Source organism: Streptomyces albidoflavus (genome assembly GCF_000719955.1).
Classification (GTDB): Bacteria; Actinomycetota; Actinomycetes; order Streptomycetales; family Streptomycetaceae; genus Streptomyces; species Streptomyces albidoflavus.
Genome location: NZ_JOII01000025.1, coordinates 83,932 through 108,440, shown reverse-complemented (window position 1 = coordinate 108,440; position 24,509 = coordinate 83,932). Strand labels below are relative to the sequence as shown.

Here is a 24,509-nt window from a genome sequence, read left to right as displayed (position 1 = left end):
CGCGCCGCCCCTACCCCTGGACCGGCACCCCGCTCGCCCTCCCCGCCACCGCCCCCGACCCCGACGGCCCCGTCGACCTCGACCACCTGCTGCGCCACTCCCTGCGCGCCCGCCCCGGCACCGGTGGCCGACTCCGGCCCGCCGCCTCCGCCGGCGCCCTCCACCCGGTCCGCGCCCACCTCCTGATCGGCCCCGGCTGCACCCTCCCCCCGGGGCGGTACGCCTACGACGCCGAGGTCCACCGGGTGTTCCGGCGCGGCCCGGCACCCCGGGGAGCGGCCCCCGGCGTGATCGCCGTCCTCACCGTCACCGCCGCACACACCGCCGCCCACTACGGCCACCGCGCCTGGCCCCTGCTGCTCCTCGACACCGGCCATACGGCCGCCGCCCTCGCCCTCGCCCCGCAGGGACCCGGCGTCCGCGTCAGCCTCGACACCGACGCCGCCACGCTCGCGGCCGCCGCCGGGCTGCCCCCGGCCGACCGCTGGCAGCGGATACGGCCCGGCACCGAGACCGAACACCCCCTCGCCGCCGTCCAGGTGACGCCCCGCCGCACCCAGCGCACCGCCCCCGCCCTCGACCGCTGGGCGGCCCTGCCGCTCCCGCACCGCACCCGCACCCCCACCCGGCCCCCGGCCCGGCCCTGCGGCACCGGCCGCCTGCTGGAACTGCTGGGCGCCGCCACCGGGACCGAACCGGCCTGGCACCCCGTCCGCCGCCCCGCCACCGTCACCGGACGCGCCCTGCTGGAGCGCCGCAGCGCCGACCCCGCCACCCTGGGCCATCCGCCGGACGGGGAGACGGTGGCCCGCCTGCTGCACACCGCCGCCACCGCCTGGCCCGGCGGCCCCGCCTGGTGCGCCGCCGTCGCCACCCCCGCCCCCGCCCTGCTCGCCCCCGGCCACCACACAGCCACCCCGTACCGCCTCGCCCGGGGCGACGCCCGCCCCAGCCTCGCCCACTGGGCCGCCGGCCAGCTCTGGCTCGCCGACACCGGAGCGGCACTCCTCGCCCACGGCTGCCCCTCGGACGCCCCCGCCTCCCAGATCCGCCACGACCACCTCGCCGCCGGCTTCGCCGCGGGCACCGCCCACGCCCACGCCGCCGCCGAGGGAATCAACGCCCGCCCCGTCGGCTCCTGGCAACAGGCGGACCTCGGCGCCGCCCTGGGCGACACCCCGGGACACGACTGGGTCCTGCACGGCCTGGCACTGGGAGCCGCCCGATGAGCCGCCGCGCACGGCCCGCCCCCGACCACCCCACCCCGCCCGGAGAGACGTACCCGCGATGATCCCGCCCCCCGAACTGCGGCGCGCCGCCCGGCCCGCCGCCCTGCCACTGGCCGGGGCCACCGCCCTGCTCGCCCTGGTCGGCGCCACCCACATCGGGCAGGCGGTGCTGCTCGCCCTCGTCCTCGCCCGCGTCGCCCGGGGCGAGACGGGCGGGCTGCCCGCGCTGCTCGCCGCCGTGGCCGTCGTCGTACTGGCCCGCGCGCTGCTCAGCCGCGCCCAGCGGCTGCTGGCCGTCCGCGCCGGAGCCCTGGTCCGCGTCCGCCTCCGCGACGACCTCCTCGCCCACCTCGGCCGGACCGGCCCGGGGGCGCTCAGCGGAGCCCGGGCGGGAGCGGTCCGGGCCACCCTCGTCGACGGCGTCGAGGGCGTGGACGCGTACGTCTCCCGCTACCTGCCCCACCTGATCGTCACCTGCGCCCTCCCGCCCCTGCTGCTGGTCGCCGTCGCCCTCGTCGAGCCGCAGGCCGTGGCCGCACTCGCCCCCGCCCTCCTGCTGGCGCTCGCCGGGCCCCGCCTCTGGGACCGGCTCCTCGCCCGCCGGGGCCGCGAGCACTGGGACTCCTACGAGGCGCTCGCCGCCGACCACCTGGAGGCCCTCCAGGGGATGGCGACCCTGCGCGCCGCAGGCGCCGTCGGCCGCACCCGGGCCCGGCTGGAGCGGCGATCGGCCGCGCTGCACCGGGCCACCGTGGCCAAGATGCGGGTCTCCCTCGCCGACACCGGCCTCACCGACCTCGCCGTGCAGGGCGGCACCGTCGCCGCCGTCCTCGTCGCCTGCGCCGCAGCCACCACCGGGAGCACCACCGCGACCGGCACCTACCTGCTGCTGATGCTGGCCTCCGAGTGCTTCCGCCCGGTCCGCGACCTCTCCCGCGAGTGGCACGCCGGGCACCTGGGGCTGTCGGCCGTCGACGGCATCGCCGCGCTGCGCCACACCGAGGGCGGGGTCCCCGACGAGGGCACCGCCCCCGCAGAATGGGCCACACCCCCCGAAGTACGGTTCGAGAACGCCCACTTCACCCACCCGGGCCGGACCCGCCCCGCCCTCACGGGCGTCGCCTTCACCGCCCCGGCCGGACGCGTCACCGCCCTGGTCGGCCCCTCCGGCGCCGGAAAGTCCACCCTGCTGAGCCTCCTGCTCCGCCAGCGCGACCCCGACGCCGGCCGGATCACCGTCGGCGGCCTGGACACCGCCGCGTACCGGTTGGACGCGCTCCGCCGGGGTATCGCCGTGGTCTCCCAGGACACCTACCTCTTCCGCGCCACCGTCGCCGACAACCTCCGCCTCGCCCGCCCCGCCGCCACCCCGTCCCAGCTCCACGAGGCCGCCCGCGCCGCCGGCATCCACGAGGAGCTGACCCGGCTGCCCGACGGGTACGACACGGTGATCGGCGAACGCGGCGCCACCCTCTCCGGCGGCCAGCGCCAGCGCCTCGCCCTGGCCCGCGCCCTGCTCGCCGACGCCCCGGTCCTCCTCCTCGACGAGGCCACCAGCGCCGTGGACGAACGCGCCGAGGCCCGCATCACCCGGGAACTCCTGGCCGCCGGACGGGGCCGCACCTGCCTGCTCGTCGCCCACCGCCTCGAAGCCGTTCGCCACGCCGACCACATCGTCGTCCTCGACCACGGCCGCGTCGAGGCCGCCGGGAACCACCCCCAACTCCTCGCCGCCGGCGGCCTGTACGCCCGCCTGGTCGCCGCGGGCCGCACCGTCACCCCGATGCAGCAGGAGGCCGCATGACCCCGCCCGCCCCGCAGGAGCCACCGGCCGGCCCGCCCACGCACAAAGCCCTTCGCTCGCTGCTGCCCGTGCTCGCCGCCCACCGCGCCATGACCGCCCGTACCTGTGCGGCCGCCCTCGTCGACCAGGCGGCCCTCGTCGCCCTCGTCACCCTCGCCGCCCACACCGTCGGAACGGCCGTGATCGACGGGCGGCCCCCCTCAACCGCCACCGCCGCGCTGCTCCTTGCCCTGGTCGCCGTGCGCGCCCTGGCCACCTGGCGTGAGATGGACCTCTCCCACGACCTCGCCTACCGGGTCCTCGCCCTCCTGCGCGTCCGCGTCTTCGACGGGATCGCCCGCAGCGCCCCCGCCCGCATCGCCGGACGCCGCAGCGGCGACCTCGCCTCCACCGCGCTGGGCGACGTCGAGGCGCTGGAGTTCTTCTACGCCCACGCTCTCGCCCAACTCCTCGCCACCGGCACGGTGTTCACCGCCTCGGCGGCCCTGCTGGGCACCCGCGAACCCTGGCTGCTCGCCCTCGTCCTGCCCGCCGCCGCGCTCCTGCTCGCCCTGCCCGTCCTCGACGGACGTGGCCGCGCCGCACGAGGAGCCCGCACCCGCACGGCCCTCGCCGACCTCTCCGCCGAGACCGTGGAGACCGTCGACGGGCTGCGCGAACTCCTCGCCTTCGGCGCGCTGCACCGCCGGCGCGCCCGCCTGCGCGCGTACGGGCGGCGGCTGGCCCGCGCGCAACGGGCCGAGCAGTCCTGGGAGGCCGGTGCCGCCGCCCTCCGCGACCTGCTGGTGGTGGCCGCCGTGATCGGCGTCGTCGCCGTCGCCGGCCACAGCGCCGTCGAGGGCCGCCTGCACGGCGCCTGGACCCCGGCCGCGATGGCCCTGGCGCTCGGCGCCCTCGCCCCTGTCGCCGACGCCGCCGCCTCGCTCGGGCAGGCCGGCAGCCTGCGGGCCGCCGCCGCCCGGGTGCGCGCCGCCGCCGAAGCCCCCGCCGGCGCCCCCGAGCCGAGCACACCGCGCCCGCTGCCCGAGGGACCCCTCGGCCTCCGCCTGCGTGGCGTGCGCTTCGGGTACGGCTCCACACCCGTGCTGGACGGGGTGGACCTCACCGTCCGTCCGGGCGAGACCGTCGCCCTGGTCGGCGCCTCCGGCGCGGGCAAATCCACCTGCGCGCACCTCCTGGCCCGCTACTGGGACCCCCAGGAAGGCACCGTCACCCTGGTCCCCGAGGACGGACGGCCACCGGTCGCCCTGCGGGACCTGGCCGACGCCGAACTGCGCAGCGCCGTCGCCGTCGTCGGCCAGGAAGCCCCCCTCTTCCACGGCACCCTCGCCGTGAACCTGCTGCTGGCCGCCCCCGACGCCCCGCCGGACGTGCTGGACCGCGCCGTCCGGGCCTGCGGCGTCGATGTCCTCGCCGCCGGACTCCCCGACGGTCTCGGTACGGCCGTGGGGGAGCGGGGTGCCACCCTCTCCGGCGGGCAGCGGGCCCGGGTGGCCCTGGCGCGGGCCCTGGTCGCCGCTCCCCGCGTACTCGTCCTGGACGAGACGACGGCCCACCTGGACCACACCGGGGACGCGGAACTCGCCGCCGCCCTCGCCGCCACGGCCCCCGGGCGCGCCACGCTGGTCATCGCCCACCGGCCCGCGACCGTGCGCCGGGCCGACCGCGTCGCCGTCCTGGAGGACGGCCGGATCGTGGAGGAGGGCACCTGGCAGGAGCTGGCCTCCGCCGGCGGCGCGCTGACCCGACTGCTCTCCAGGGAGGCGACGCCAACTGCCTGACCCGCACCGAAGCGAGCGTGCGCGGGCACGCACACGTGAAAGAGCCGGGGCCCCTCGCGGGGACCACGGCTCCTCGGTCCGGTGAAGGAGTGCTGTGGCTCAGGCGGTCTCGGCCCGGCGCGGCAGCTTCCAGTTCGGCCGGGGGAAGTGGCAGGTGTAGCCGTTCGGGTACCGCTCCAGGTAGTCCTGGTGCTCCGGCTCGGCCTGCCAGAAGTCGCCCAGCGGCTCCACCTCGGTCACCACCGGCCCCGGCCACAGCCCGCTCGCGTCCACGTCGGCGATGGTGTCGCGCGCCGTGCGCAGCTGGTCCTCGTCGGCGTAGTAGATCGCCGAGCGGTAGCTGCGGCCGATGTCGTTGCCCTGCTGGTCGCGGGTGCTCGGGTCGTGCACCTGGAAGAAGAACTCCAGCAGGTCGCGGTAGCTGGTGCGCGCCGGGTCGTACAGGATCTCGATCGCCTCGGCGTGGTCGCCGTGGTTGCGGTAGGTGGCGTTCGGCGTGTCCCCGCCGGTGTAGCCGACCCGGGTCGAGACGACTCCCGGCTGCTTCCTGATGAGGTCCTGCATGCCCCAGAAACAGCCTCCGGCGAGTACGGCCTTCTGCGTTCCGGTGTCCATACGCTGTGCTCCCGACTGGCATCGACATGCGCCCGGCCGCCCTCGCGGCGCCCAGGGCCTCTCAGACCGGGTAACGCTCCAGGTGGCGCCACCATTCCCGGAGCGCGGCCCCTGCCCCGCCAGACCCCCGGGGCGGCTCGTCCGGGCGGACCTGGCGCGTGATACCAAGGTGCCGCGAACCCGCGACGGCCGCCGGTCCGCACGCCACCGGGAGGGGCCCACCGCATGAGGATCACCGAGGACAGCACGTTCGGGCCCGACGTGGTCGCCTTCCTCGACGCCCACGTGGCACAGATGCGGTCCATCTCCCCGCCGGAGAGCAAGCACGCCCTGGACCTCGACGGCCTGCGCCGCCCGGGCATCGCCTTCTGGACCGTCCTCGACGAGGAGGGCGCCCTGCTGGGCTGCGGCGCGCTGGCCGAGATCGGTCCCGGGCACGCCGAACTGAAGTCGATGCGGACCGACCCCGCCCGCCGCCGGGGCGGCATCGCCACCGCTCTGCTCACCCACATCGTCACGGAGGCCCGGCTCCGCGGCCACCGCCGGCTCAGCCTGGAGACCGGCTCCGACCCCTTCTTCGCCCCGGCCCGCGCCCTGTACGCGAAGCACGGCTTCGTCCCGTGCCCGCCGTTCGGCTCGTACCGCCCGGATCCCCTCAGCACCTTCATGACGCTCGACCTCACGGCGTCCGGCGGCTGAGCGGTCCGCCGCCCCGGCGCCGTACGCGCCCGTCCCGGTGGACGGCACGCCCGCTTCCGCCACGGCAGTACCTCCCCACGCCGCCGGAGGGGCAGAGTGGGGCTGTCACTGTCACAGCGAAGGGACCGTAGTGGCCAGTCAGAAAGAACGCATGCTCGCCGGTGAGCTGTACCAAGCCGACGACCCCGAGATCCAGGCCGACGCGGCGCGGTCCGCGAAGATCAGCGAACGGTTCAACGCCTCGCCGTCCGACGACCCCGAGGCCCGCCGGACCCTCCTCGTCGAACTGCTCGGCAGCGTCGGCGAGGACGTGGACGTGCGGCCGCCGCTGCGGGTGGACTACGGCACCTACATCACCATCGGGCGCGGCACCTTCGTCAACTTCGGCGCGGTCTTCCTCGACGTCGCGCCCATCACCATCGGCGAGGACGTCCAGTTCGGCCCGCACGTCCAGCTGCTGACCCCGACCCACCCGGTCGACCCGGTCGCGCGGCGGGCCAAGTGGGAGGCGGCGGAGCCGATCACCATCGGCGACAACGTGTGGCTCGGCGGCGGCGTCATCGTCTGCCCCGGGGTGACCATCGGGGAGAACACCGTGGTCGGCGCCGGAGCCGTCGTCACCAAGGACCTGCCGGCCAACGTGGTGGCGGTGGGCAACCCGGCCCGGATCGTCCGCGAGATCCCCCTGCCCGAGGCGCCGCCCGCTCCCTGACGGGGCCCGTACGTACACGCGAAGGGGGCCGGGCCCGTACAGGCCCGGCCCCCGGCGTAACGCCCCCGCCCACCCCCTCCGTCAGGCGGCCGTGGCGCCCTCCGGCTCGTCGGGGCGCGGCTCGTGCGGGGGTTCGGCGAGCTGTTCGCGGATGTAGCGCCAGATCACCCCGATCAGGGCGGCGGCCGGGACGGCGAGCAGGCTGCCGACGATGCCCGCCAGGCTGCCGCCGAGGGTGACGGCGAGGAGGACCACCGCCGCGTGCAGGCCGAGTCCACGGCTCTGGATCATCGGCTGGAAGACGTTCCCCTCCAGCTGCTGCACCACGATGATGATGGCGAGCACGATCAGGGCGTCGGTCAGGCCGTTGGAGACCAGCGCGATGAGGACCGCCACGAACCCGGCGAAGAACGCACCGACGATCGGCACGAACGCGCCCACGAAGGTCAGCACCGACAGCGGCAGCACCAGCGGCACGCCCAGGATCCACAGGCCCAGGCCGATGAAGACCGCGTCGATCAGGCCGACCAGCGCCTGCGAGCGGATGAACGCCCCCAGCGTGTTCCAGCAGCGCTCGGCGACGGTGGGGATGTCGACGGCGAGCCGGCCCGGCAGCTGACGGGTCAGCCACGGCAGGAACCGCGGGCCGTCCTTGAGGAAGAAGAACATCAGGAAGACGGCGATCACGGCGACGACGACCCCGTGGACCACGGTGCTCAGCCCGGTCGCCACCGTGGAGACCGTCGCGCCGAGACTGCTCTGGAGCCGTTCGATACCGGCGTCCATCGCCTTGGTGATCTCGGCGTCGCCGATGTTCAGCGGCGGCCCCGCCGCCCAGGTGCGCAACTGCTCGACACCGGCGATCACTCCGTCCGCCAGGGTCCCGGACTCGGAGGCCACCGGTACCGCGATCAGCGCGACGATGCCCGCCGCCACCACCAGCGCGAACACGGTCACGACCGAGGCGGCGAGGGCGGGCGGCCAGGAGTGGTTGCGCAGGAAACGGGCCAAGGGCCAGGTGAGCGTGGTGAGCAGCAGGCCGACCACGAGCGGCCACACCACGGACCACATCTGGCCCACCAGCCACAACGCGGCGGTGACGGCGACGGCCACCAGCAGCAACTGGGCGGAGGTACGCGCCGATGTGTGCAGCGCGGCACGGGATTTGGTGGAGCTCAGCCTGGTCGACATGCGCACCACCCTACTGACCTGCGGCCCCCACCCGGCCCCGTACCGCCCGGCTGCCTCCGGGGCGGCCGTACATCGCCAGGTGACCGGCACCGGCCTCGCGGACGCCGGGCACGGGCCCGCCGTACGCGCCCCGCCCTCAGCTCTGCGGCGGTACCCCGTCCTCCCCGAGGAGCGGGAACAGCCGGGTGACGGCTGCGACGGCGACGCTGTCCGGGGGGCGTGCGGCCGGGCGGTCCTCACGTTCCCGGTAGCCCGCGAACAGGCGGCGGACGGAGGTGGCCAGTTCGGCCGCCTCGGCCGGGGTGAGGTGGAGTACCGCGCTGAAGGACTCGTCCTGGCGCCACTCCGGAGGAGCCTGGTCCCGGTGGGCCAGCCAGTGCCGGTAACTCTCGTCCTCCAGGCCACGGTTGAGCGCCGTGAACTCCGCGTCCCCGTCCTCGCCGCCGGCTGCCGGGTCGTCCCAGCGCAGCCGCCACGGCCGGGCCCGGCCTCCCTGGTGGGGCGCCTCCTCGATGAGGCCGTACCGGGCGAGCTGGCGCAGGTGGAACGAGCACAGTCCCGAGCTGTGCCCCAGACGGGCGGCGGCCTCGGTCGAGGTGAGGGTGGAGTGCTCGGCGAGCAGGTCGAGCAGGGCCACCCGCACCGGATGGTCGGGGAGAAGCCGGCGGGCCCGGTCGTGCGGCGCCTGAGGAACCTCGCTTCGGCGGTCTTCGTCGCTCATTTTGCAAAGTCTGCTACTTTGCAAAGCCTCTGGCAAGCCGCCAGGCCCCGGGCGGCCGGGGCCTGGCGCAGAGGACGCAGACGACGCAGACGGAAACCGCGCGAAGGGGTGGACGGTTCGTGAGTGTTCAGGACGAGGGCACGGGGCCCGACCGGCGGACGCGGGTGCAGGGCGAGCCCGTCCCGTTCTGCCCGCCGGTCGTACCGGAGGCGGAACGCGGTGCGGTCCGCCGGATCACCGTGGTGGGGGAGGAGATCCTGCACCGCCCCTGCCGGGAGGTGACCGAGGACGCGTTCGGCACGGCCGGACTCGCCGCGCTGGTGGACGACATGTTCGCCACCAACCAGGCGGCGGCGGGGGCCGGGCTCGCCGCCAACCAGGTGGGCGTGGACCTCCGGCTGTTCGTGTGGGACATCACGGACGACTGGGGGGTACGGCACGTCGGCCACCTCGCCAACCCGGTACTCGACGACGTCCCCGCCACCGACCGCCGCCTGGTGGAGGAACCCGAGGGCTGCCTGTCGGTCCCCGGCCCCTACCGTGTCGTCCCCCGCCTGGACCGCGCCGTCGTCCGGGGCCGCGACAAGGACGGCCGGCCCCTGGTGATCGAGGGGCGCGGCTACTTCGCCCGCTGCCTCCAGCACGAGACCGACCACCTCCGCGGCCACCTGTACCTCGACCGCCTCGCACGCCGGGAGCGGAAGAGCGCCCTCCAGGAGATGCGCGACTCCCAGGACGAGGTCTTCGCCCGGCGGGCGGCGGCGGCGAGGCGGCTCGGCAAGTGAGCGGTGGCGAGGCCGGGCCCGGTCCTCCCGCCGTCAGTGGTCGAGCAGCCGCCCGTCGACCGGGACCGGCGGCACGTGGCCGGTCGCGGGCCGGTGCCGGACCAGCTCCAGACCGACATCGACCAGCGAGGAACGCCGGAGGCCGCTCACTTCGGGCAGCGGGACCCAGACCGACGCGGTCGTCTCCCCGTTCGTCTCGGGCCGCAGACGACCACCGCTGACGCTCACCTCGTAGAAGATGCCGATGTTCTGATGGTCGCCGCCGCTCGGGTCGGTCCGCTCGGCCGAGGGAATCAGCCGCGAGTCCACCCCCAGCAGCCGCTCGACCGCCCCGAGGAGCCCGGTCTCCTCGGTCAGTTCCCGCGTCACCGTGTCGAACGGGTCCTCCCCGGCCTCGACCCCGCCCCCGGGCAGCGACCAGTTGCCGGATCGGTGACGGGCGAGCAGAACCCGGCCGTTCTCCAGACACAGGGCGTACGCGGCCAGGCGGCGGCTCATGGGTGGCTCCTCGGAGTCGGGGCGTGAGTGGCTCAGTGTCGCCGTACGGTCAGCCGGTTCGCCACCGCGCCCCCGCAGCCCCTACTCCGGAATCTCCTGCTCCGCCCACACCGTCTTCCCCGTCGTCCCCTCCGGGTCGAAACGCACACCCCAGCGGGCTGCCAGCTGGCTCAGCATGAACAGGCCCCGGCCACCCTCGTCGCCGCCGGCCGCGTGACGGACGTGCGGGGCGCAACTGCCGGTGTCGTGGGTCTCGCAGATGAGGGAGCGGTCGCGGATGAGGCGGAGGCGGATCGGGGGCCTGCCGTAGCGGACCGCGTTGGTGACCAGCTCGCTGACCATCAGTTCGGTGGTGAAGGACAGGTCGCTCAGTCCCCACTCGGCGAGCTGGCGGCTGCAGGCCTTGCGGGCGGTGGAGACACCCTTGGGGTCGCTGTCCAACTCCCACGTGGCGACATCGCCCGACGGCAGCGGGTGCGTGTGGGCGAGGAGGAGAACGGCGTCGCCCGTGGGGCGCTGCGGGGCGAGGGCGTCGAGGACCTGGTCGCACCGTTCGTCGAGCGAGCCTCGGGCGGAGGCCAGGGCCCGGGCCAGGGCGACGGCGCCGGACTCCCCGCCGCCGGGCCGGACCGAGGTCAGGCCGTCGGTGTACAGGGCCAGCTCTCCGTGTTCGGGGAGGCTGAACCGGGCGGTCTCGTAGGCGTGGTACTCGACGCCGAGCGGCGGCCCGATCTCGATCGCCGCCGCGCTCAACTCGCCCTCCACCCCGCCGTAGAGCGGAGCCGGGTGCCCGGCGGAGGCCACGACGCAGGAGGCGTCCAGGGGGTCGTACACCAGGTAGAGGCAGGTCGCCACGGGGAACGCGGGGTCGTCCTGGCCCGAGGCGTCCTCGTCCTGCGCGGACAGGCGTGAGGTGAGTGCGGCGAGGCGGGACAGCAGCTCGCCCGGTTCCAGATCGGCCTCGGCGAGGGCCAGGAGGCTGGCGCGCAACTGGCCCATGTGGGCGGCGCCGCGCACACCGCCTGCCGTGACGTCCCCGACGACCAGCGCGGTGCGCGCCCCGGAGAGGGCGATCACCTCGCACCAGGCCTGGCCGCCGTCGGCGACGTACCCCTCGGCGCTCTGCACGGTGGCCGTACTCTTCAGGGCGCCCGGGACGAGGCTGCGGCGCAGCAGCTGGGCCGCCGCCCGTTCCACCGTGTAGAGCCGGGCGTTGTCGGCGACGGCACCCGCCCGCTGCACGAGCGCGGCCGCCGTCGACAGGTCCTTCTCGGAGAACGGCGCGCTGTCGGCGCCCCGGTAGAACGTCACGAGGCCCATCAGCGCGCCGCGGCCGATCAGCGGCACCACGATCAGTGAGCGGGTGTCCCGAGGCGTCAGGCCACGCTCGACCGCCAGCGCGAGCCAGGGGTCGCTTTCGCCGGCCTCCCGGACGAGCTGCGGCCGGCGCTCGCTCAGCGCCCGGGCGAAGGGACCGGCGTGGGGGAAGCCGTGCCGACCGCCGAGAGGGAAGGCGGCCGGGAAGCGCTCGCCCTCGGGCGCGCCCGCACTGACGCGCCGCACGAGCAGGTTCTCCCGCACGTGTCCCGGGTGCGGAAGCCTGCCCTGCAGGACGCTGTCCAGCACGTCCACCGTGACGGTGTCGGCGAGCCGGAGGGCGGCGGTGTCGGCGAGTTCCTGGGCGATCCGGGCCACGTCGAGCGAGCGGCCGATGGCGTCGCCACGATGCAGGGTGTCGTACCGGCTGAACGCGTCGATCTCCCCGGTGAGGTCGACCAGCGCGGCGGCCACCCCCTCCGGCCGGCCGTCCGGATCACGCAGGGGAAGCGCGGCGAAGGCCAGCTCGCGTTCCCCGTACGCCTCGTGCCGCCAGGTCACGTAGCCGTGGCGGGGCTCCTGATCGCGGTGCACCTGCCGCATCAGGTCGTACGCCTCGTCGTCCAGCAGTTCGCGGAACAAGGCGCGGTCCGCCGGTCCCGTCTCTTCCCCGAGGGCCGCCAGCAGCTGGCCGGCGTGGTGGCGGACCAGGTCGAGCCCGTCGTCGAAGATGAACAACCCCATCGAGGACTGACTCGCCAGAGTGTGCAGCAACGCCTCAGCGAGAGCGTCGGGAGTTTCGCCAGGAAGGGCCATACCGTCATCTTTCCCTCCCTTCCGTATGGGCGCCCCTCGGCTGTCGCGTGGTCCCGGCCGGATGCCGCCGGCGGACCGGGACTCCGTTCGGCCCACCCCGCACTGCCGGGGCGCACCGGCCGCGCGACGCTCGGAGCCGAGCGCCAGCCACCCCGCCCCCTGCCCCGGGACCGATGCCCATGGAAGCCGAGCCGACCGACCTGGAACGGAGGGCGGCCGCACGCCCGCGCCTGCCGCGCGACCGCCCCGGCGCCGTGGCGCCGGGCCCGCCGGTGGACCGGTGGCAGCTCCCGGCCCTCGCCGGGGGCCGCCGACGGGCCGGGGAGAGGGCGTCCCGTGGCTGACCCGGCTCCGCGCGGTTCCCTCCTCGCCGGTCAGGGCGGGAACAAGTGGCTCTCCGAACGCCGCAGATCGGCGGCGGCCCTGCTCGTGGCCGCCGGGGCGGCGGCACTCCTGATCGGGCTGAAGGCCAGTGGCGCAGAGCTAGCGGGCGCGGACCTGTGCGTGGTCGTCCTGGTGGCCTATCTCTTCCCGTACCTCCTCCTCACGGCGTCCGTCTTCGCGAGGGCGTCCTCGGAGGGGGTGCGCACCTGGGCTCAGCGGTCGAGCCGGGGCACGCTGCTGCAGAGGTACGTGTTCGGCACGGCACCGGGGCCCGGAGTCTCGATCTTCATCGCGGCCGCCGCGCTGGTGGTGGTGATGGTGTGGCGGCCCGGGCACATCGACTCGTCCTTCGGCCCGGTTCCACGCGCGCTGCTGTCGCTCACCACGGTCGTCGTCGCGTGGATCTGCGTCGCCGTCTCCTTCGCCGTGGCCTTCCAGGCGGACAACCTGGTGGATGGGGAGGAGGCCCTGGAGTTCCCGGGGCGGTCCACCACCATCTGGCTGGACTACATGTACTTCGCGCTGTCGGTGATGACCACCCTCGGCACGACCGACGTGATGGTGACCTTCCACGAGATGCGCAGGACCGTGGCGGCCAACTCGGTCATCGCCTTCGTCTTCAACACCATCACCGTCGCCAGCCTCGTCTCCGCCCTCAACAACTTCTGAGCCGTCACCGCGACCGGGGAGGGCGCGACCGCCGCCGGGCTTGCGGTCCTCCTGGGTGATGTGGAGCCGCTGCGGTAGCTCGTAGCCGTGCTGCCCGTCGGCCAGTTGGGGGATGCGGGTGTTGACGCGGCCGTTGTAGGCCGGCGCGGGGGTGGAGAGGTCCGGACCCGTCTGAAAATGCGTCGGGGGGGGGAGGCTTTCGCGGGATCAGCCTAGTGCCGAGATCTCCTCGGCGATGTCCTCGCGCCAGGTGATGAGGTTGACGCACAGGTGCAGCGCGGGCTCGGCCAGGTGGAGCGGCACTGCAGCGCGGCCTCGATGACGGCGCGTTCGGTCGCGGAGTAGGCGGATGGCCCGAACGGCGCGTCCGGGGGCGTGTCAGGCGGGGCCGGCCAGGTGGAGTTCGGGGCCGGAGTCCCGGATGCCCTCGGCGGCGGCCTCGGTGAGGGCGGAGTCGGTGATGATGGCGTCGAAGTCGGCCAGGGGGGCGACGCGGTACTTGCCGAAGGTGCCGAACTTGGAGGAGCCGGCGACCAGGACGGCGCTGCGGGAGCTGTCCAGGGCGGCGCGCTTCACCTCGACCTTGGCGTCGGAGGGGGTGGTGACGCCGCGCAGCAGGTCCCAGGAGCTGGTGCTGATGAAGGCCATGTCCAGGGCGAGGTGGCGCAGGGTCGCCGCGGCGAGCCGGCCGACGGTGGAGCGGTTGGCCGCCTCGACCTGGCCGCCGACGTGGATGATCTCCAGGTGGGGGGCCTCGGTCATCAGGCGGTCCACCGTGCTGAAGTCGTTGCTGACCACCGTGAGCCGCTCGTGGCGGACGAGGTGCGGGACCACGGCGAGCAGGGTGGTGCCCGCGTCCAGGTAGAGCGTCATGCCGTCCTCCACTAGGGAGGCGGCCCGGCTCGCCATGGCCTCCTTCTGCGGCTGCTCCACCTGGGTCTTCGCCTGGTGGCTGGGCTCGCTGCGGACCTGGCTGGCGATGCGCACCCCGCCGGGGACGGTGAAGACCAGCCCCTGGCGCTCCAGTTCGGCGATGTCGCGGCGGACGGTCATGTGCGAGACGCCGAAGAGCTGCGTGATCTGCTGCACGCTCAGGACGCCGTCGCGGCGCAGGTGCTTGAGCAGCTTCTCCCGCCGCTGGTCGGGGATGAGCGGAGGCGCGTCTTCGGTCATGGTCGTATCTTCCCTCCTGCCACGGGGGCGGCTCGCACCGCCCGTCGGTTGTGCCGGGCTCCCGCCGGGGTGCCGGACCCCGGCGGGAGCACCGGTCAGCCGCCGACGAACAGGCTGAGGAGCAGCACGCCGCCGAGGCTCAGCAGGGACTGGAGCGAGAGCATCAGCGTCCAGGTGCGGAAGGTCTGCGGCACGGAGAGCTGGAAGTACTCCTTGAAGAGCCAGAAGCCCGAGTCGTTGACGTGCGAGAGCATGACCGCGCCGGACGCCGTGGCCAGCACCAGCAGTTCGGGGGAGAGTCCGGGGTACGCGCCGACCAGGGGCGCGACGATGCCGGTGGCGGCGGCGGTGGCCACCGTGGCCGAGCCGAGGCAGATCCGCAGCAGCGCGGCGACCAGCCAGGCGAGGACCAGCGGCGGGATCGCCCAGTCCACGGCGTAGTCGGAGATGATCTTGTCGATGCCGGTGGCGGTCAGCATCGCCTTGAGGCCGCCGCCCGCGCCGAGGATGAGGACGATGCCGCCGACCGGGCCGAGCCCCTTGGCGGCCATCTTCTGGATCTGGCCGAGGCCGAAGCCGGAGCGCACGCCCAGGGCGAAGAAGGCGAAGAGCACGGCGACCAGCAGGGACAGCACGGGGGAGTCGCACGCCTCGAAGACGGTGTACGGCGCGGTGCCCTCGCGGGTGGCGGAGGTGCCGATCGTGCCGATCAGCATGAGGACCGGCGGCAGCAGCACGGTGATCAGGGCCAGGGTGAACGAGGCCGGGCGGCGCTGGTTCTCGGGCGCCGGGCCGGCGTCGGGGACCGGGCCCTTGTCGAGGTCGGGCGCGGGCCCGAACCAGCGGCTGGCGTACCGGGTGAGCACCGGGCCGGTGAGGACCGCGATCGGGATGCCGATGATCAGGCCGTAGAGGATGGTCAGGCCGGTGCTCGCGTCGTAGGCGGAGACGGCGAGGGTGGGGGAGGGGTGCGGGGGCAGCAGGCCGTGCGAGATGTACAGGCCGGCGGCCATCGGCAGGCCGACGTAGAGCAGGTGGGTGCCGGTGCGCTTGGCGACCGCGTAGACCAGCGGGACCAGCATCACGAAGCTGACGTCGAACAGGTGCGGCATGCCGATGAGCAGGGCCGCGGCCGTGATCGCCGTGGGGATCCACTTCACCGGGCGGGCGCCGATGAAGACCGTGGCGATCCGGTCGGCGCCGCCGGAGCCCAGCAGGATGCCGCCGAGCAGGGTGCCGAGGCCGATGGTGGGGCCGACGCTCTTGAGGGCGTCGCCGAAGCCGTCCTGGAAGTGCGTGACGGTGTCGCCCGGGCCTATCCCGGAGGCGAGGCCCAGGCCGATCGCGGAGAGGGCGAGCGCCAGGAAGGGGTGGAGCTTGGCCTTGGTGATCAGCAGGATCAGGACGACGACGGCCGCGAGGCCGAGGAGCAGGTGCTGGATGTCGGTGCTCATGAGCCGTTCACCGGTCCGGTGGCGGGGCGGGCGGCGCGCCCGGCGGTCCAGGCGTCGAGGAGGGCGGCGTCGGCGTCGGCGAGGTGGCCGACGGTGATCAGCTCGCCCGCCGCGACGTCGGCGGCGAGGGTGGCGTGGGCGGCGAGGTACAGGGGGGCCGTGCCGGCGGGGGTGTCCTCGTCGCGGAGGAGGACCGCCTGGACGCCGGTGACGTCGTGGTGGTGGCCGCCCATCGTCAGCACGGTGCCGGCGGGCAGGTCGCGCTCGGCGCGGCCGGCCAGCACGGCGTGCCCGCGCGGGTCGGTGCCGCCGGAGGGCCGCTGGTCCAGGACGGCGGAGAGCAGGCTGACGGGCGTCTCGACACCCATCAGGTGGTACGGCAGGTAGACGGCGGCGTACTTGCCGTCGCGGCTGACGACGTGGCCCTTGCCGCGCAGGGTCTCCCAGGTGACGGGGTCGCCGGTGCGGACGACGACGAAGACGCCGCCGGCGAAGGACGCCTCGCCGGGCAGCCGCAGGGCGCTGAAGACGTCGACGGCGCCGGGGCGGCGCAGCACACCGCCGTCCTCGCGCAGGGCGTAGACATCGGCGAGTTCGGCGATGCGGGCGACCGGGTAGTGGAGCCGCTCGGTGTCGGGGCGGAAGCCGGTGCTGGTGGCGACGACGGCCATCTCGCAGTAGTCGGCGGTGGCGCCGGTGGGGAGCGCGGCGACGGCGGCGGCGCGGGCGGCCAGGGTGGAGCGGACGTCGTCGCCGAGGTCGAGCAGGCCGGCGAGTTCCGGCGCGGGGACGGTGGTGTCGAGCTGCGTCACGGTGCCGGCGGCGGGGTCCAGGACGAGGTCGTACTCGGTGGACTTGCCGATGGCGACGATCTCCAGCCCGAGCGTCTCGGCCCAGCTGACCAGGCCGATGAGGTTGGCGGGCTGGTCACCGTCGGCGGTGGTGTAGACGCTGCTGTGGGTGCGGGCCAGTTCGGCGAGGTGGAGCCCGGCGACCGAGTCGACCTCCTTGCTGACCATGGCCACGTGGCGGCCGCCGGTCAGGGCCTGGCGGGCCATCTCGTAACCGGCGGCGGGGCTGCCGGTGGCCTCCACGAGGATGTCCCAGTCGCCCGCGATCAGCAGGTCGCCGTCGGCGACCAGGGCGAGGTGGCCGTCCTGCCCGGCGTCGCGGACCGCCCGGGCGTCGCCGCAGATCCGGAGCTGCGAGGCGTCGTACCCCAGCTCGACCAGCATCGCGCGCAGTCCCGCCACGTCCTGGTCGCAGAGGACGGCGGGACGAAGGCGCGGGATGCGCAGGGTCTGTGCGAGGAGGGTCCGGGCGAATCCGCCACCGGCGCCGGAGAGTGCGTACCGCACGGTCCGGTCGCCGCCCGGGGCGAACAGGTGAAGGAAGTTCATGGGCACTCCTCAGTGGGTGCGCGTGGCGATGGTGCGCGAGGCGGGCGCGGGGTCCGCGAAGCGAGGGGACGGCTCCCGGCGGCCGTGGGGCGGCTCAGCCCGGGAGCGGGTTAACAATATGTATCAAGGTAACTCAGGGACGTAAAGTCTGTTAACATTTTTTCACACATCAACTCATTGAGCGGCCCACGCGGGTCACCCGCCGCGGCCGCGCCACACCATGGAGGTCCCATGCCGACCCTCGGGGCCATCGCCGACGACTTCACCGGCGCCACGGACCTGGCCACCATGCTGGTGTCGCGGGGCTTCCGGACGCGGGTGGCCATCGGCGCCGACGCAGTGGACCCGGAGGCGTCCGCCGAGGCCGACGCGGTCGTCGTCGCCCTCAAGTCGCGCACCGCGCCGGTGGAGGAGGCGGTCGCCGACTCGCTGGCCGCACTGCGCGCCCTGCGCGCCGCGGGATGCCGCCGGTACTACTTCAAATACTGCTCCACCTTCGACTCCACGCCCCGGGGCAACATCGGCCCGGTCGCCGACGCCCTGCTGGAAGCGGTCCACGCCGACCGCACCGTGGTCGTGCCCGCCTTCCCCGCCACCGGCCGCACCGTCCGCGACGGACTCCTGTACGTGCACGGCGAGCCGCTCGACCGGAGCCCGATGCGCCACCACCCGCTCACCCCGATGACGGACGCCTCGCTCGCGCGCCTCCTGCGCCCGCAGACCCGCCACCCGGTCCGGCAGATCCCCCTGGACACCGTCCGCGCGGGCACGGCGGAGCTGCGCGCGGCCGTCGACGCCCCCGAGGCGAGCGGGGCGCTCCTCGTCGTGGACGCCGAGACCGACGACGACCTGCGCACCGTCTCCGCCGCCACCGCACACCTCGGCCTGGTCACCGGCGCCGCCGGCCTCGCCCTCGGCCTGACCGGCCCCCGCCCCGGCGCCGCCCGCGCCACCCCCGCCTCCGCGCCCGGCGACCCGGCCGCCGTGCTGTCGGGCAGCGCCTCCTCCACCACCCGGGCCCAGGTGGCCCACGGCCGCGCCCACCTGCCGCACCGCAAGCTGGACGTCGCCGCCCTGCGCCGCGACCTCCCCGCCACCGTGGCCGGTCTGGCCGCCTTCGCCCGCGAGCAGTGGCGGCGGGACCCGGCGCGCCCTCCGCTCTTCTACGCCGTCGACGACCTCGCCGACCTGGAGCGCACCACCCCGCCGGGCGAGGCGCCCGCCTCCGCCCTGATCGAGGAGGCCCTCGCCGCCCTCGCCGTCGCCCTCGTCGACGACGGCGCCCGCCGCCTGCTGGTGGCCGGGGGCGAGACCTCCGGCGCGGTGGTCACCGCACTGGAGGTGCGCGGCCTCGCCGTCGGCGCGCCCCTCGCGCCGGGCGTCACCTGGGCCCGCGCCGAGACCGGGACCGGCGGCGGCCGGAACATCGACCTCGCCCTGAAGTCCGGCAACTTCGGCGGCACCGACATCTTCACCGAAGCATGGAGCGCCCTCGTATGAGCGACGTGCGAGCCGGCCTCGCGGCCGCCGGAGCACACCTCGCCGCCCTCGGCCTGAGCCCCGGCAGCTCCGGGAACCTCAGCGTCCGCGACGGCGGCCTGCTGTACATCACCCCGACCGGGGCGGACCTCTCCCGCCTCGACCCGGACAGCCTGAGCGTCCTGGACCGGGACGGCACCCACCTCGAAGGCCCCCGGCCGTCCAAGGAGTTCCCGCTCCACACCGCCCTGTACCGGCGCGACGCCGCGACCCGGGCCGTCGTCCACCTGCACTCCCGGCACGCCGCGGCGCTCTCCTGCCTGCCGCCGTGGTCCGGGCGGAGCGCCGTCCCGCCGCTCACCCCGTACTTCGTGATGCGGGTCGGCCAGACGCCCCTCCTGCCCTACGCGCCGCCCGGCGACCCCGGCCAGGCCAAGGAGCTGGAACGGCTGCCGTTCCCGCTGCGGGCCGCCCTGCTCCAGAACCACGGCCCGGTCGTCTCCGGTGTCTCGGTCCGGGCGGCGGTGGACGCCGCCGTCGAGATCGAGGAGGTCTCCGCCCTCCTGCTCGCGCTCGGCGACCGGCCGGCCCGCCTGCTGACGGAGGAGGAGGCGGGCGAGCTGGCCCGGCGGTACGGGTCCTGCTGGGGGGAGTGAGGCCCCGGCCGGGCCCGCCGGCGGGTCAGTCGTCCTCGGAAACGGCGTACAGGTGGGGCAGGTTGACCACGATCGCCTCCTGGGTGCTGCGGGCGATCACCACCACCGCCTCCTCGGCGGGGTCGGGGTTCTCCTCGCGGTGCGGCACGTAGGGCGGCACGAAGATGTAGTCGCCGGGGGAGGTGCGCAGGCGCACCTCCTCGGCCTGGTCGCCGTGGCCGTCCACGAAGACGAACTCCGGGTGGCCGCTCTGTACGTAGATGGCGGTCTCGGACTCCCCGTGGTGATGGTCGGAGGAGGAGGTGGCGGGGGCGACGTGGGTCTGGCCCATCCAGAGCTTCTCGGAGCCGACCGTCCTGCCGCTGACCGCCGCGAACCGGCGCATCCCCTCGGTCTGCGCGGTGCCGGTGTCCAGGGACTCGGCCCGGATGTGGTGCAGTCGGGTGTGGAGCGGGGCCGCCGGGTGGCCGGAGCCGTCGCGGAAGTCCGGGTGGAAGCCTTCGCCGGGCACGGTCAAGGGGTCTGTCATGGCGGGCACGCTACGACTCGCGGGAAAAGACGTCAACAGGTGTCCTTTGTCGTTCACCTGCGGCAAAACCGCCGCAACGAACGGCCCGGCTCCTCCTTGCGGTCCCTCGCCCGCCGCCGGGCGTCTCCGGCATCATGAGCGTCATGCATATCTCGGCGAAAGCTGACTACGCCACGCGCGCCCTGCTGGAACTCGCCCGCGAGCCCGCCCGTCCGCTCACCTGCGAGTCGATCGCCTCCTCGCAGGGAATCCCGTTCCGGTTCCTGAAATCCGTGGTGGGGGAGTTGCGCAAGGCCGGGCTGGTGCGCAGCCAGCGCGGGTGCGAGGGCGGGTACTGGCTGGGGCGGCCGGCCGACCGGATCACGCTGCTGGACGTCTCCCGCGCGATCGACGGCGAACTGCTCACCCTGCGCGGCGAATCCGTGAGCGGACTCGCCTATCCGGGGGCCGGGGCGGGCCTGCCCGAGGTCTGGCGCCGTGTGGAGTCCGCGGCCGCCGGCATCCTCCAGGGGGTCACGCTGACCTCGCTGCTCGCGGACGAGGCGGTGCGGACGCCGGCCGGACGGGGGGCCTCGTGAGGGCGGCCCCGGCCCGGCCGGCCCTGGAGGTCGTCGAGTACACCGACCCGATGTGCCCCTGGGCCTGGGGCTCCGACCCCGCCTTCCGGCGGCTGCGCGCGCTGCTGGCGGGCCGGGCGAACTGGCGCCGGGTCTACGGTCTGCTCTTCACCGACGAGGACGACGCGCCCCCGGACCCGGCGGCGGAGACGGCCTGGTACGCGCGCCACGTCGCCGGGATCAGCCGGCACACCGGGGCGCCCCACGCCCGGTCGCTGGCGCGGGTGGCGGCCTGCTCGTGGCCCTCCTCGCTGGTGGCCAAGGCGGCCGAACTCCAGGGGGAGGGGACGGCGGAGCGGGTGCTGCGGCGCCTGCGGGAGTCCGTCTTCGTCCTGGGCGAGCCCGCGGACACCCTGCCGCTGGCCCTGTCCGTGGTCCGGGGCGTGCCCGGGCTGGACCCGGTGCGACTGGCCTCGGACGCGGCCTCGGACGAGGTGCGGGAGCGGGTGCGGGCCGACGCCGCCGAGACCCGGCGCCCGCTGCCCGAGGCGTGGGCGGAACCCGGCGGCTCCCCGCATCCGGGAACCGCCAAGGAGACCGCGGACGGCGGCCACCGGTACGCACTGCCGACCCTGCTGCTGCGTTCCGGCGACGCCCGCCGACTGGTGCCGGGCTGGCGGGAGTTGGGGGAGTACACCGCGGCGGCCGAGGAGCTGTGCCCCGGTGTGCTCGACGCCGCGCCCGCACCGCCGTCGCCGGCCGCCGCGCTGAGCAGGTACGGGAGCCTCACCGACCCCGAGCGCCGGCTCCTGGGGGAGGGCGCCTGGCCCCCGCCGGAGGCGGTCCAGGTGACGACGGGGAACGGCCCGGTGTGGCTGTGCCCCGAGGAGGCCCCCGGCCATCCAGCCGTCGCCCGCACGGTCGACGGCCGTGCTGCGAACCGCGCTTGACCAGCGGCGGAGTGCCGTCCCACCGAATGAGACACCAAAAGGTGTCGATTGACTTCGGGTGCCACCGGCGACAAGATGCTCCCATGCTCACGACGCACCCCGGCGTGGTGTGCCGCTACGTGGACCTGCGGCGCACCTCCAGCGCCCTCTGTCGCTGACCGACAGCACCTTCCGGCCGGACGGCCGCCGACGCCCGCCCCTCGGGCGGCCCCCCGTCCCGCCGCTCCCGCCGAGCAGGCCCGCCGATCCCGAGCGGCCCCTCTTCCCCGGCACCCCCCTTTCCCCGCCCTCCTTCCGGACGGCCCCGACGGACGCGCCGCCGCGCGTGCCGCCGGGGTGGTACGCCACCGCGAACCGCACCCGCGGTCGCGCACGGCTCCGTCCGGACGGGGCGTGAGCCACCTCTCCCGGCCCGCCCGGGCCCGCCGTCGCGGGCTCCGCCATGCCGAAGAAGGAACGAGATGTCTGGAACAGCCGTCCCCCGTCCTCCCGTGTCCCGCCCCCACGCGGCCCCGCGCCGCCCGCGCGCCGCCGTCGTGGCGGCCGCTCTCGCCACCGCCTTCTCCCTCACCCTCACCCTCAGCGGCTGCGGAGGCGGGTCGTCCGCCGCCTCGGGCGCCGGCTCCACGCTCAAGTGGACCTCGACCTACTTCCCCTCGCACTGGGACCCGGTGGTGGCCGGGAGCGGCGCCCAGTTCCGCGAACTCGCCCTGGTGTACGCATCGTTGACGCGCACCGACGAGAAGGGGGCCGCCGTCCCCGACCTCGCCGAGAGCTGGGAGTACAACGACAAGGGCGACGAGGTCACCTTCCGCCTGCGCCCCGGACTGACGTTCAGCGACGGCGAGCCGGTCGACGGCGCCGCCGTCAAGGCCGCCGTCGAACGCGCCCAGAAGCAGAAGAACTCGGCGCTCTTCGGCGACCTGACCTCCATCGAGTCGGTCGAGGCGGACGGGCTGAACGCCACCGTCCACCTCAACCAGGTCGACTACCAGATCCCCCAGCTGCTCGGCCAGCGCGTCCTCCAGATAGCCAGCCCCAAGGCCGCCGCCTCGCCCGCGACCCTCGATCAGAAGCCGGTCGGCGCGGGCCCCTTCGTCCTCAGGCAACTCGTCCCGGGCACCAAGGCGGTGCTGGAGAAGAACCCGGACTACTGGGACGCCGAGAACATCCACATCGACGACGTCGAGCTGACCTCGGCACCGGACGCCTCCACCGTCGTCTCCGGCCTGCGGACCGGCGTCTACAACTTCGCCGACATCGCGCCCAGCCAGGCCGAGGCCGCCAAGAAGGCCGGCCTCGACGTCTTCGTCCAGCCCGGCTTCAACGCCTCCAACATCAGCCTCAACATCAACAAGGCACCGTTCGACGACGCCCGGGTCGTCGACGCCGTACGGCACGCCGTCAACCGCCAGGAATTCGTCGACAAACTGACCTTCGGCTACGGGGAGACCACCGACCAGCCCTTCCCCAAGGGGTACGTCGCCTACGACCCCGAGTCGGAGAACGCCTACCCCTACGACCCGGCCAAGGCCAGGAAGCTGCTGCGCGAGGCGGGACACGAGCCCGGCGACATCAAGCTCGACCTGGTCATCCCGGAGGAGGACCCGCAGGCAGAGATCGTGCAGGCCCAGCTCGCCAAGGTCGGGATCACCGTCGGCATCAGGATCGACAAGAACTGGGCCACCCCGTTCTTCGCCAAGGACCTGGCCTTCTCCCTCTACTCGACCACGGGCCGCGACTCCGCCGTGCAGACCCTCACCGCCCACTTCGGTCCGGACGGCCCGCTCAACCTCAGCTCGCCCTACGAGCCCAAGGGGTTTGCCGACGCCGTCGCCGAGGTCCGCCGGACACCGCTGGACGCGCCCGGCTACCCGAAGGTGCTGCGCGAGGCGACCCGTGCCGGGCTGAAGAGCCAGGCCCTCGTTTTCACGTACTCCTCGCCGAACCTGATCGCCAAGAGCAAGTCGGTGTCCGGACTGCCCGCCAATCCGGCGCACATCGACTGGACCGGCGTGAAGATCGCCGGGAACTGAAGCCCGCGGAGAGGAGGGACTTCCCATGACGACGACCGCGCCCCCCGCCCCCGGGTGGCACCGCGGAGTCACCGGGACCAGGGCCGGGCGGACGGTGGCCCGTGGGGTGGCCATCGTCGGCCGCTCCGTCGCGGTCTTCGTGCCCGTCTTCCTGGTCGCGACCTTCGTGACCTTCGCGCTGCGCTCCCTGAGCGGGCTCAGCCCGGCCCGCATCCAGCTCGGCGAGAGCGCCACACCGCAGGCCGTCGCGCAGGTCGAGGCCGAGTGGGGCCTCGACCGGCCCTTCCTCGTCCAGTACGGGGACTGGTTCGCCGGGGTGCTCCGCGGCGACCTCGGCACCAGCTGGACCAACGGCGCCGACATCTCCACCCTCATCGGCCTCGGCCTCTCGGTGAGCCTGTCGATCGCTCTGTTCGCCCTGCTCATCGGCGTGGTGGCGGGCTTCGCCCTCGGCACCGCGGCCGCCCTGCGCCCGGCCACCTGGCTCGACCGGTCCGTCACCGGCTTCGTCACCGTGATCTCGGTGATGCCCGCCTTCGTCGTCGGCATCCTCCTGGTCACCGTCTTCGCCGTCGGGCTCGGCCTCTTCCCCTCGGCCGGGTACGCCCCCGCCGAGCAGGGCATCGGCCCCTGGCTCGCCCACATCACCCTCCCGGCGCTCGCCCTCAGCCTCGACGTCGTCGCCGACGTCGCCCGCCAGCTGCGTTCCAGCCTGATCGCCGCCTACCGGGAGAACTACGTGACGGGCGCCCTCGTACGGGGCCTCAGCCCCCGCCGGGTCTTCTTCACCCACGTCCTGCGCAACGGCATCGGCCCGGCCCTCGCCACGCTGGGGCTGAAGTTCCCCGCACTGGTCGGCGCCTCCGTCGTGACCGAGTGGATCTTCGGACTCCAGGGCTTCGGCCGGTTCGCCAACGACTCCGCGCAGACCGGCGACGTGCCGGCGGTGCAGGGCGTCCTCGTGGTGTCGATCGTCCTGGTCGTCACCTTCAACCTCGTCGTCAACCTGATGCTGGCCCGGGTGACACCGGCCTCCCAGCGAGGAGTGTGAACC

At 74.6% G+C, this 24,509-nt stretch carries 22 protein-coding genes; 13 read left to right on the top strand and 9 right to left on the bottom strand.

The window, feature by feature from the left end:
- The 3 genes from IF45_RS0122900 to IF45_RS0122890 form a co-directional block, all read left to right on the top strand.
- Nucleotides 1-1,229 (top strand): nitroreductase family protein (locus IF45_RS0122900; protein ID WP_037638409.1); only part of this gene is annotated, 1,229 nt, incomplete at its 5' end.
- A 58-nt stretch (nucleotides 1,230-1,287) separates the two neighbouring features.
- Complete coding sequence (locus IF45_RS0122895; protein WP_030309269.1) at nucleotides 1,288-3,033, top strand: ABC transporter ATP-binding protein/permease; 1,746 nt, start codon at nucleotides 1,288-1,290, stop codon at nucleotides 3,031-3,033.
- A complete protein-coding gene (locus IF45_RS0122890) occupies nucleotides 3,030-4,814 on the top strand; it encodes an ATP-binding cassette domain-containing protein (RefSeq protein ID WP_030309266.1) in 1,785 nt (594 codons plus the stop codon). Before IF45_RS0122895 ends, IF45_RS0122890 begins: the two co-directional genes overlap by 4 nt.
- Nucleotides 4,815-4,913: 99 nt before the next feature.
- Here IF45_RS0122890 and msrA read toward each other — a convergent pair whose 3' ends face one another.
- The gene (gene msrA / locus IF45_RS0122885) at nucleotides 4,914-5,429 is read right to left on the bottom strand and encodes a peptide-methionine (S)-S-oxide reductase MsrA (RefSeq protein WP_003946613.1); all 516 of its coding nucleotides are present in this window, start codon (nucleotides 5,427-5,429) and stop codon (nucleotides 4,914-4,916) included.
- Between the two features lie 225 nt (nucleotides 5,430-5,654).
- Between msrA and IF45_RS0122880 the strand changes: the two genes are divergently transcribed.
- A complete protein-coding gene (locus IF45_RS0122880; protein ID WP_003946612.1) occupies nucleotides 5,655-6,128 on the top strand; it encodes a GNAT family N-acetyltransferase in 474 nt (157 codons plus the stop codon).
- A 151-nt stretch (nucleotides 6,129-6,279) separates the two neighbouring features.
- Complete coding sequence (locus IF45_RS0122875) at nucleotides 6,280-6,840, top strand: sugar O-acetyltransferase (protein ID WP_010639430.1); 561 nt, start codon at nucleotides 6,280-6,282, stop codon at nucleotides 6,838-6,840.
- 81 nt (nucleotides 6,841-6,921) lie between these two features.
- On the opposite strand, the gene IF45_RS0122870 is transcribed toward IF45_RS0122875, so the two are convergent.
- Both IF45_RS0122870 and IF45_RS0122865 read right to left on the bottom strand, forming a co-directional pair.
- On the bottom strand, nucleotides 6,922-8,031 hold the full coding sequence (locus tag IF45_RS0122870; RefSeq protein WP_003946610.1) for an AI-2E family transporter: 1,110 nt from the start codon (nucleotides 8,029-8,031) through the stop codon (nucleotides 6,922-6,924).
- Between the two features lie 136 nt (nucleotides 8,032-8,167).
- Nucleotides 8,168-8,752, bottom strand: coding sequence for a helix-turn-helix domain-containing protein (locus tag IF45_RS0122865; RefSeq protein WP_030309264.1), 585 nt, complete (start codon nucleotides 8,750-8,752; stop codon nucleotides 8,168-8,170).
- A gap of 164 nt (nucleotides 8,753-8,916) precedes the next feature.
- On the opposite strand from IF45_RS0122865, the gene def reads away from it, so the two are divergent.
- Entirely contained in the window at nucleotides 8,917-9,537 is a 621-nt protein-coding gene (gene def, locus IF45_RS0122860) for a peptide deformylase (protein ID WP_030309262.1), read from the top strand.
- A gap of 33 nt (nucleotides 9,538-9,570) precedes the next feature.
- On the opposite strand, the gene IF45_RS0122855 is transcribed toward def, so the two are convergent.
- Together IF45_RS0122855 and IF45_RS0122850 are read right to left on the bottom strand one after the other, a co-directional pair.
- Nucleotides 9,571-10,035, bottom strand: coding sequence for an NUDIX hydrolase (locus tag IF45_RS0122855; RefSeq protein WP_030309260.1), 465 nt, complete (start codon nucleotides 10,033-10,035; stop codon nucleotides 9,571-9,573).
- Between the two features lie 81 nt (nucleotides 10,036-10,116).
- Nucleotides 10,117-12,096, bottom strand: a complete 1,980-nt coding sequence (locus IF45_RS0122850) for a SpoIIE family protein phosphatase (RefSeq protein ID WP_030309258.1) — start codon at nucleotides 12,094-12,096, stop codon at nucleotides 10,117-10,119.
- A gap of 408 nt (nucleotides 12,097-12,504) precedes the next feature.
- Here IF45_RS0122850 and IF45_RS0122840 point away from each other — a divergent pair, with 408 nt between their 5' ends.
- Complete coding sequence (locus IF45_RS0122840; RefSeq protein ID WP_030309257.1) at nucleotides 12,505-13,221, top strand: DUF1345 domain-containing protein; 717 nt, start codon at nucleotides 12,505-12,507, stop codon at nucleotides 13,219-13,221.
- 378 nt (nucleotides 13,222-13,599) lie between these two features.
- Here IF45_RS0122840 and IF45_RS0122830 read toward each other — a convergent pair whose 3' ends face one another.
- The 3 genes from IF45_RS0122830 to IF45_RS0122820 all read right to left on the bottom strand — a co-directional run bounded on the left by IF45_RS0122830 (nucleotide 13,600) and on the right by IF45_RS0122820 (nucleotide 17,248).
- The gene (locus tag IF45_RS0122830; protein ID WP_030309256.1) at nucleotides 13,600-14,394 is read right to left on the bottom strand and encodes a DeoR/GlpR family DNA-binding transcription regulator; all 795 of its coding nucleotides are present in this window, start codon (nucleotides 14,392-14,394) and stop codon (nucleotides 13,600-13,602) included.
- A gap of 95 nt (nucleotides 14,395-14,489) precedes the next feature.
- Entirely contained in the window at nucleotides 14,490-15,848 is a 1,359-nt protein-coding gene (locus IF45_RS0122825; protein ID WP_003946602.1) for a GntT/GntP/DsdX family permease, read from the bottom strand.
- A complete protein-coding gene (locus tag IF45_RS0122820; RefSeq protein ID WP_030309254.1) occupies nucleotides 15,845-17,248 on the bottom strand; it encodes a homoserine dehydrogenase in 1,404 nt (467 codons plus the stop codon). The genes IF45_RS0122825 and IF45_RS0122820 overlap by 4 nt, the downstream gene beginning before the upstream one ends.
- Before the next feature lie 231 nt (nucleotides 17,249-17,479).
- On the opposite strand from IF45_RS0122820, the gene otnK reads away from it, so the two are divergent.
- Nucleotides 17,480-18,748, top strand: a complete 1,269-nt coding sequence (otnK, locus tag IF45_RS0122815) for a 3-oxo-tetronate kinase (protein WP_030309252.1) — start codon at nucleotides 17,480-17,482, stop codon at nucleotides 18,746-18,748.
- On the top strand, nucleotides 18,745-19,383 hold the full coding sequence (locus IF45_RS0122810) for a class II aldolase/adducin family protein (RefSeq protein ID WP_030309251.1): 639 nt from the start codon (nucleotides 18,745-18,747) through the stop codon (nucleotides 19,381-19,383). Before otnK ends, IF45_RS0122810 begins: the two co-directional genes overlap by 4 nt.
- Before the next feature lie 25 nt (nucleotides 19,384-19,408).
- Here IF45_RS0122810 and IF45_RS0122805 read toward each other — a convergent pair whose 3' ends face one another.
- Entirely contained in the window at nucleotides 19,409-19,912 is a 504-nt protein-coding gene (locus tag IF45_RS0122805; protein WP_008412579.1) for a cupin domain-containing protein, read from the bottom strand.
- A gap of 143 nt (nucleotides 19,913-20,055) precedes the next feature.
- Here IF45_RS0122805 and IF45_RS0122800 point away from each other — a divergent pair, with 143 nt between their 5' ends.
- The 4 genes from IF45_RS0122800 (at nucleotide 20,056) to IF45_RS0122785 (ending at nucleotide 24,506) form a co-directional block, all read left to right on the top strand.
- Nucleotides 20,056-20,490 (top strand): RrF2 family transcriptional regulator, encoded by a 435-nt coding sequence (locus IF45_RS0122800; RefSeq protein WP_015508305.1) that lies wholly within the window; start codon nucleotides 20,056-20,058, stop codon nucleotides 20,488-20,490.
- The gene (locus tag IF45_RS0122795) at nucleotides 20,487-21,419 is read left to right on the top strand and encodes a DsbA family oxidoreductase (RefSeq protein ID WP_003946596.1); all 933 of its coding nucleotides are present in this window, start codon (nucleotides 20,487-20,489) and stop codon (nucleotides 21,417-21,419) included. Before IF45_RS0122800 ends, IF45_RS0122795 begins: the two co-directional genes overlap by 4 nt.
- A gap of 461 nt (nucleotides 21,420-21,880) precedes the next feature.
- Nucleotides 21,881-23,455, top strand: a complete 1,575-nt coding sequence (locus tag IF45_RS0122790) for an ABC transporter substrate-binding protein (protein WP_015508306.1) — start codon at nucleotides 21,881-21,883, stop codon at nucleotides 23,453-23,455.
- A 25-nt stretch (nucleotides 23,456-23,480) separates the two neighbouring features.
- Nucleotides 23,481-24,506, top strand: a complete 1,026-nt coding sequence (locus IF45_RS0122785; RefSeq protein ID WP_030309249.1) for an ABC transporter permease — start codon at nucleotides 23,481-23,483, stop codon at nucleotides 24,504-24,506.
- The last annotated feature ends 3 nt before the right edge of the window (nucleotides 24,507-24,509 follow it).

What these genes read in the sequence shown, in the direction of transcription:
- IF45_RS0122895 (WP_030309269.1), top strand. Translation starts at nt 1,288, where the DNA reads ATGATCCCGCCCCCCGAACTGCGGCGCGCCGCCCGGCCCGCCGCCCTG.
- IF45_RS0122890 (WP_030309266.1), top strand. Translation starts at nt 3,030, where the DNA reads ATGACCCCGCCCGCCCCGCAGGAGCCACCGGCCGGCCCGCCCACGCAC.
- msrA (WP_003946613.1), bottom strand. Translation starts at nt 5,429, where the DNA reads ATGGACACCGGAACGCAGAAGGCCGTACTCGCCGGAGGCTGTTTCTGG.
- IF45_RS0122880 (WP_003946612.1), top strand. Translation starts at nt 5,655, where the DNA reads ATGAGGATCACCGAGGACAGCACGTTCGGGCCCGACGTGGTCGCCTTC.
- IF45_RS0122875 (WP_010639430.1), top strand. Translation starts at nt 6,280, where the DNA reads ATGCTCGCCGGTGAGCTGTACCAAGCCGACGACCCCGAGATCCAGGCC.
- IF45_RS0122870 (WP_003946610.1), bottom strand. Translation starts at nt 8,031, where the DNA reads ATGTCGACCAGGCTGAGCTCCACCAAATCCCGTGCCGCGCTGCACACA.
- IF45_RS0122865 (WP_030309264.1), bottom strand. Translation starts at nt 8,752, where the DNA reads ATGAGCGACGAAGACCGCCGAAGCGAGGTTCCTCAGGCGCCGCACGAC.
- IF45_RS0122855 (WP_030309260.1), bottom strand. Translation starts at nt 10,035, where the DNA reads ATGAGCCGCCGCCTGGCCGCGTACGCCCTGTGTCTGGAGAACGGCCGG.
- IF45_RS0122850 (WP_030309258.1), bottom strand. Translation starts at nt 12,096, where the DNA reads ATGGGGTTGTTCATCTTCGACGACGGGCTCGACCTGGTCCGCCACCAC.
- IF45_RS0122830 (WP_030309256.1), bottom strand. Translation starts at nt 14,394, where the DNA reads ATGACCGAAGACGCGCCTCCGCTCATCCCCGACCAGCGGCGGGAGAAG.
- IF45_RS0122825 (WP_003946602.1), bottom strand. Translation starts at nt 15,848, where the DNA reads ATGAGCACCGACATCCAGCACCTGCTCCTCGGCCTCGCGGCCGTCGTC.
- IF45_RS0122820 (WP_030309254.1), bottom strand. Translation starts at nt 17,248, where the DNA reads ATGAACTTCCTTCACCTGTTCGCCCCGGGCGGCGACCGGACCGTGCGG.
- otnK (WP_030309252.1), top strand. Translation starts at nt 17,480, where the DNA reads ATGCCGACCCTCGGGGCCATCGCCGACGACTTCACCGGCGCCACGGAC.
- IF45_RS0122810 (WP_030309251.1), top strand. Translation starts at nt 18,745, where the DNA reads ATGAGCGACGTGCGAGCCGGCCTCGCGGCCGCCGGAGCACACCTCGCC.
- IF45_RS0122805 (WP_008412579.1), bottom strand. Translation starts at nt 19,912, where the DNA reads ATGACAGACCCCTTGACCGTGCCCGGCGAAGGCTTCCACCCGGACTTC.
- IF45_RS0122800 (WP_015508305.1), top strand. Translation starts at nt 20,056, where the DNA reads ATGCATATCTCGGCGAAAGCTGACTACGCCACGCGCGCCCTGCTGGAA.
- IF45_RS0122790 (WP_015508306.1), top strand. Translation starts at nt 21,881, where the DNA reads ATGTCTGGAACAGCCGTCCCCCGTCCTCCCGTGTCCCGCCCCCACGCG.
- IF45_RS0122785 (WP_030309249.1), top strand. Translation starts at nt 23,481, where the DNA reads ATGACGACGACCGCGCCCCCCGCCCCCGGGTGGCACCGCGGAGTCACC.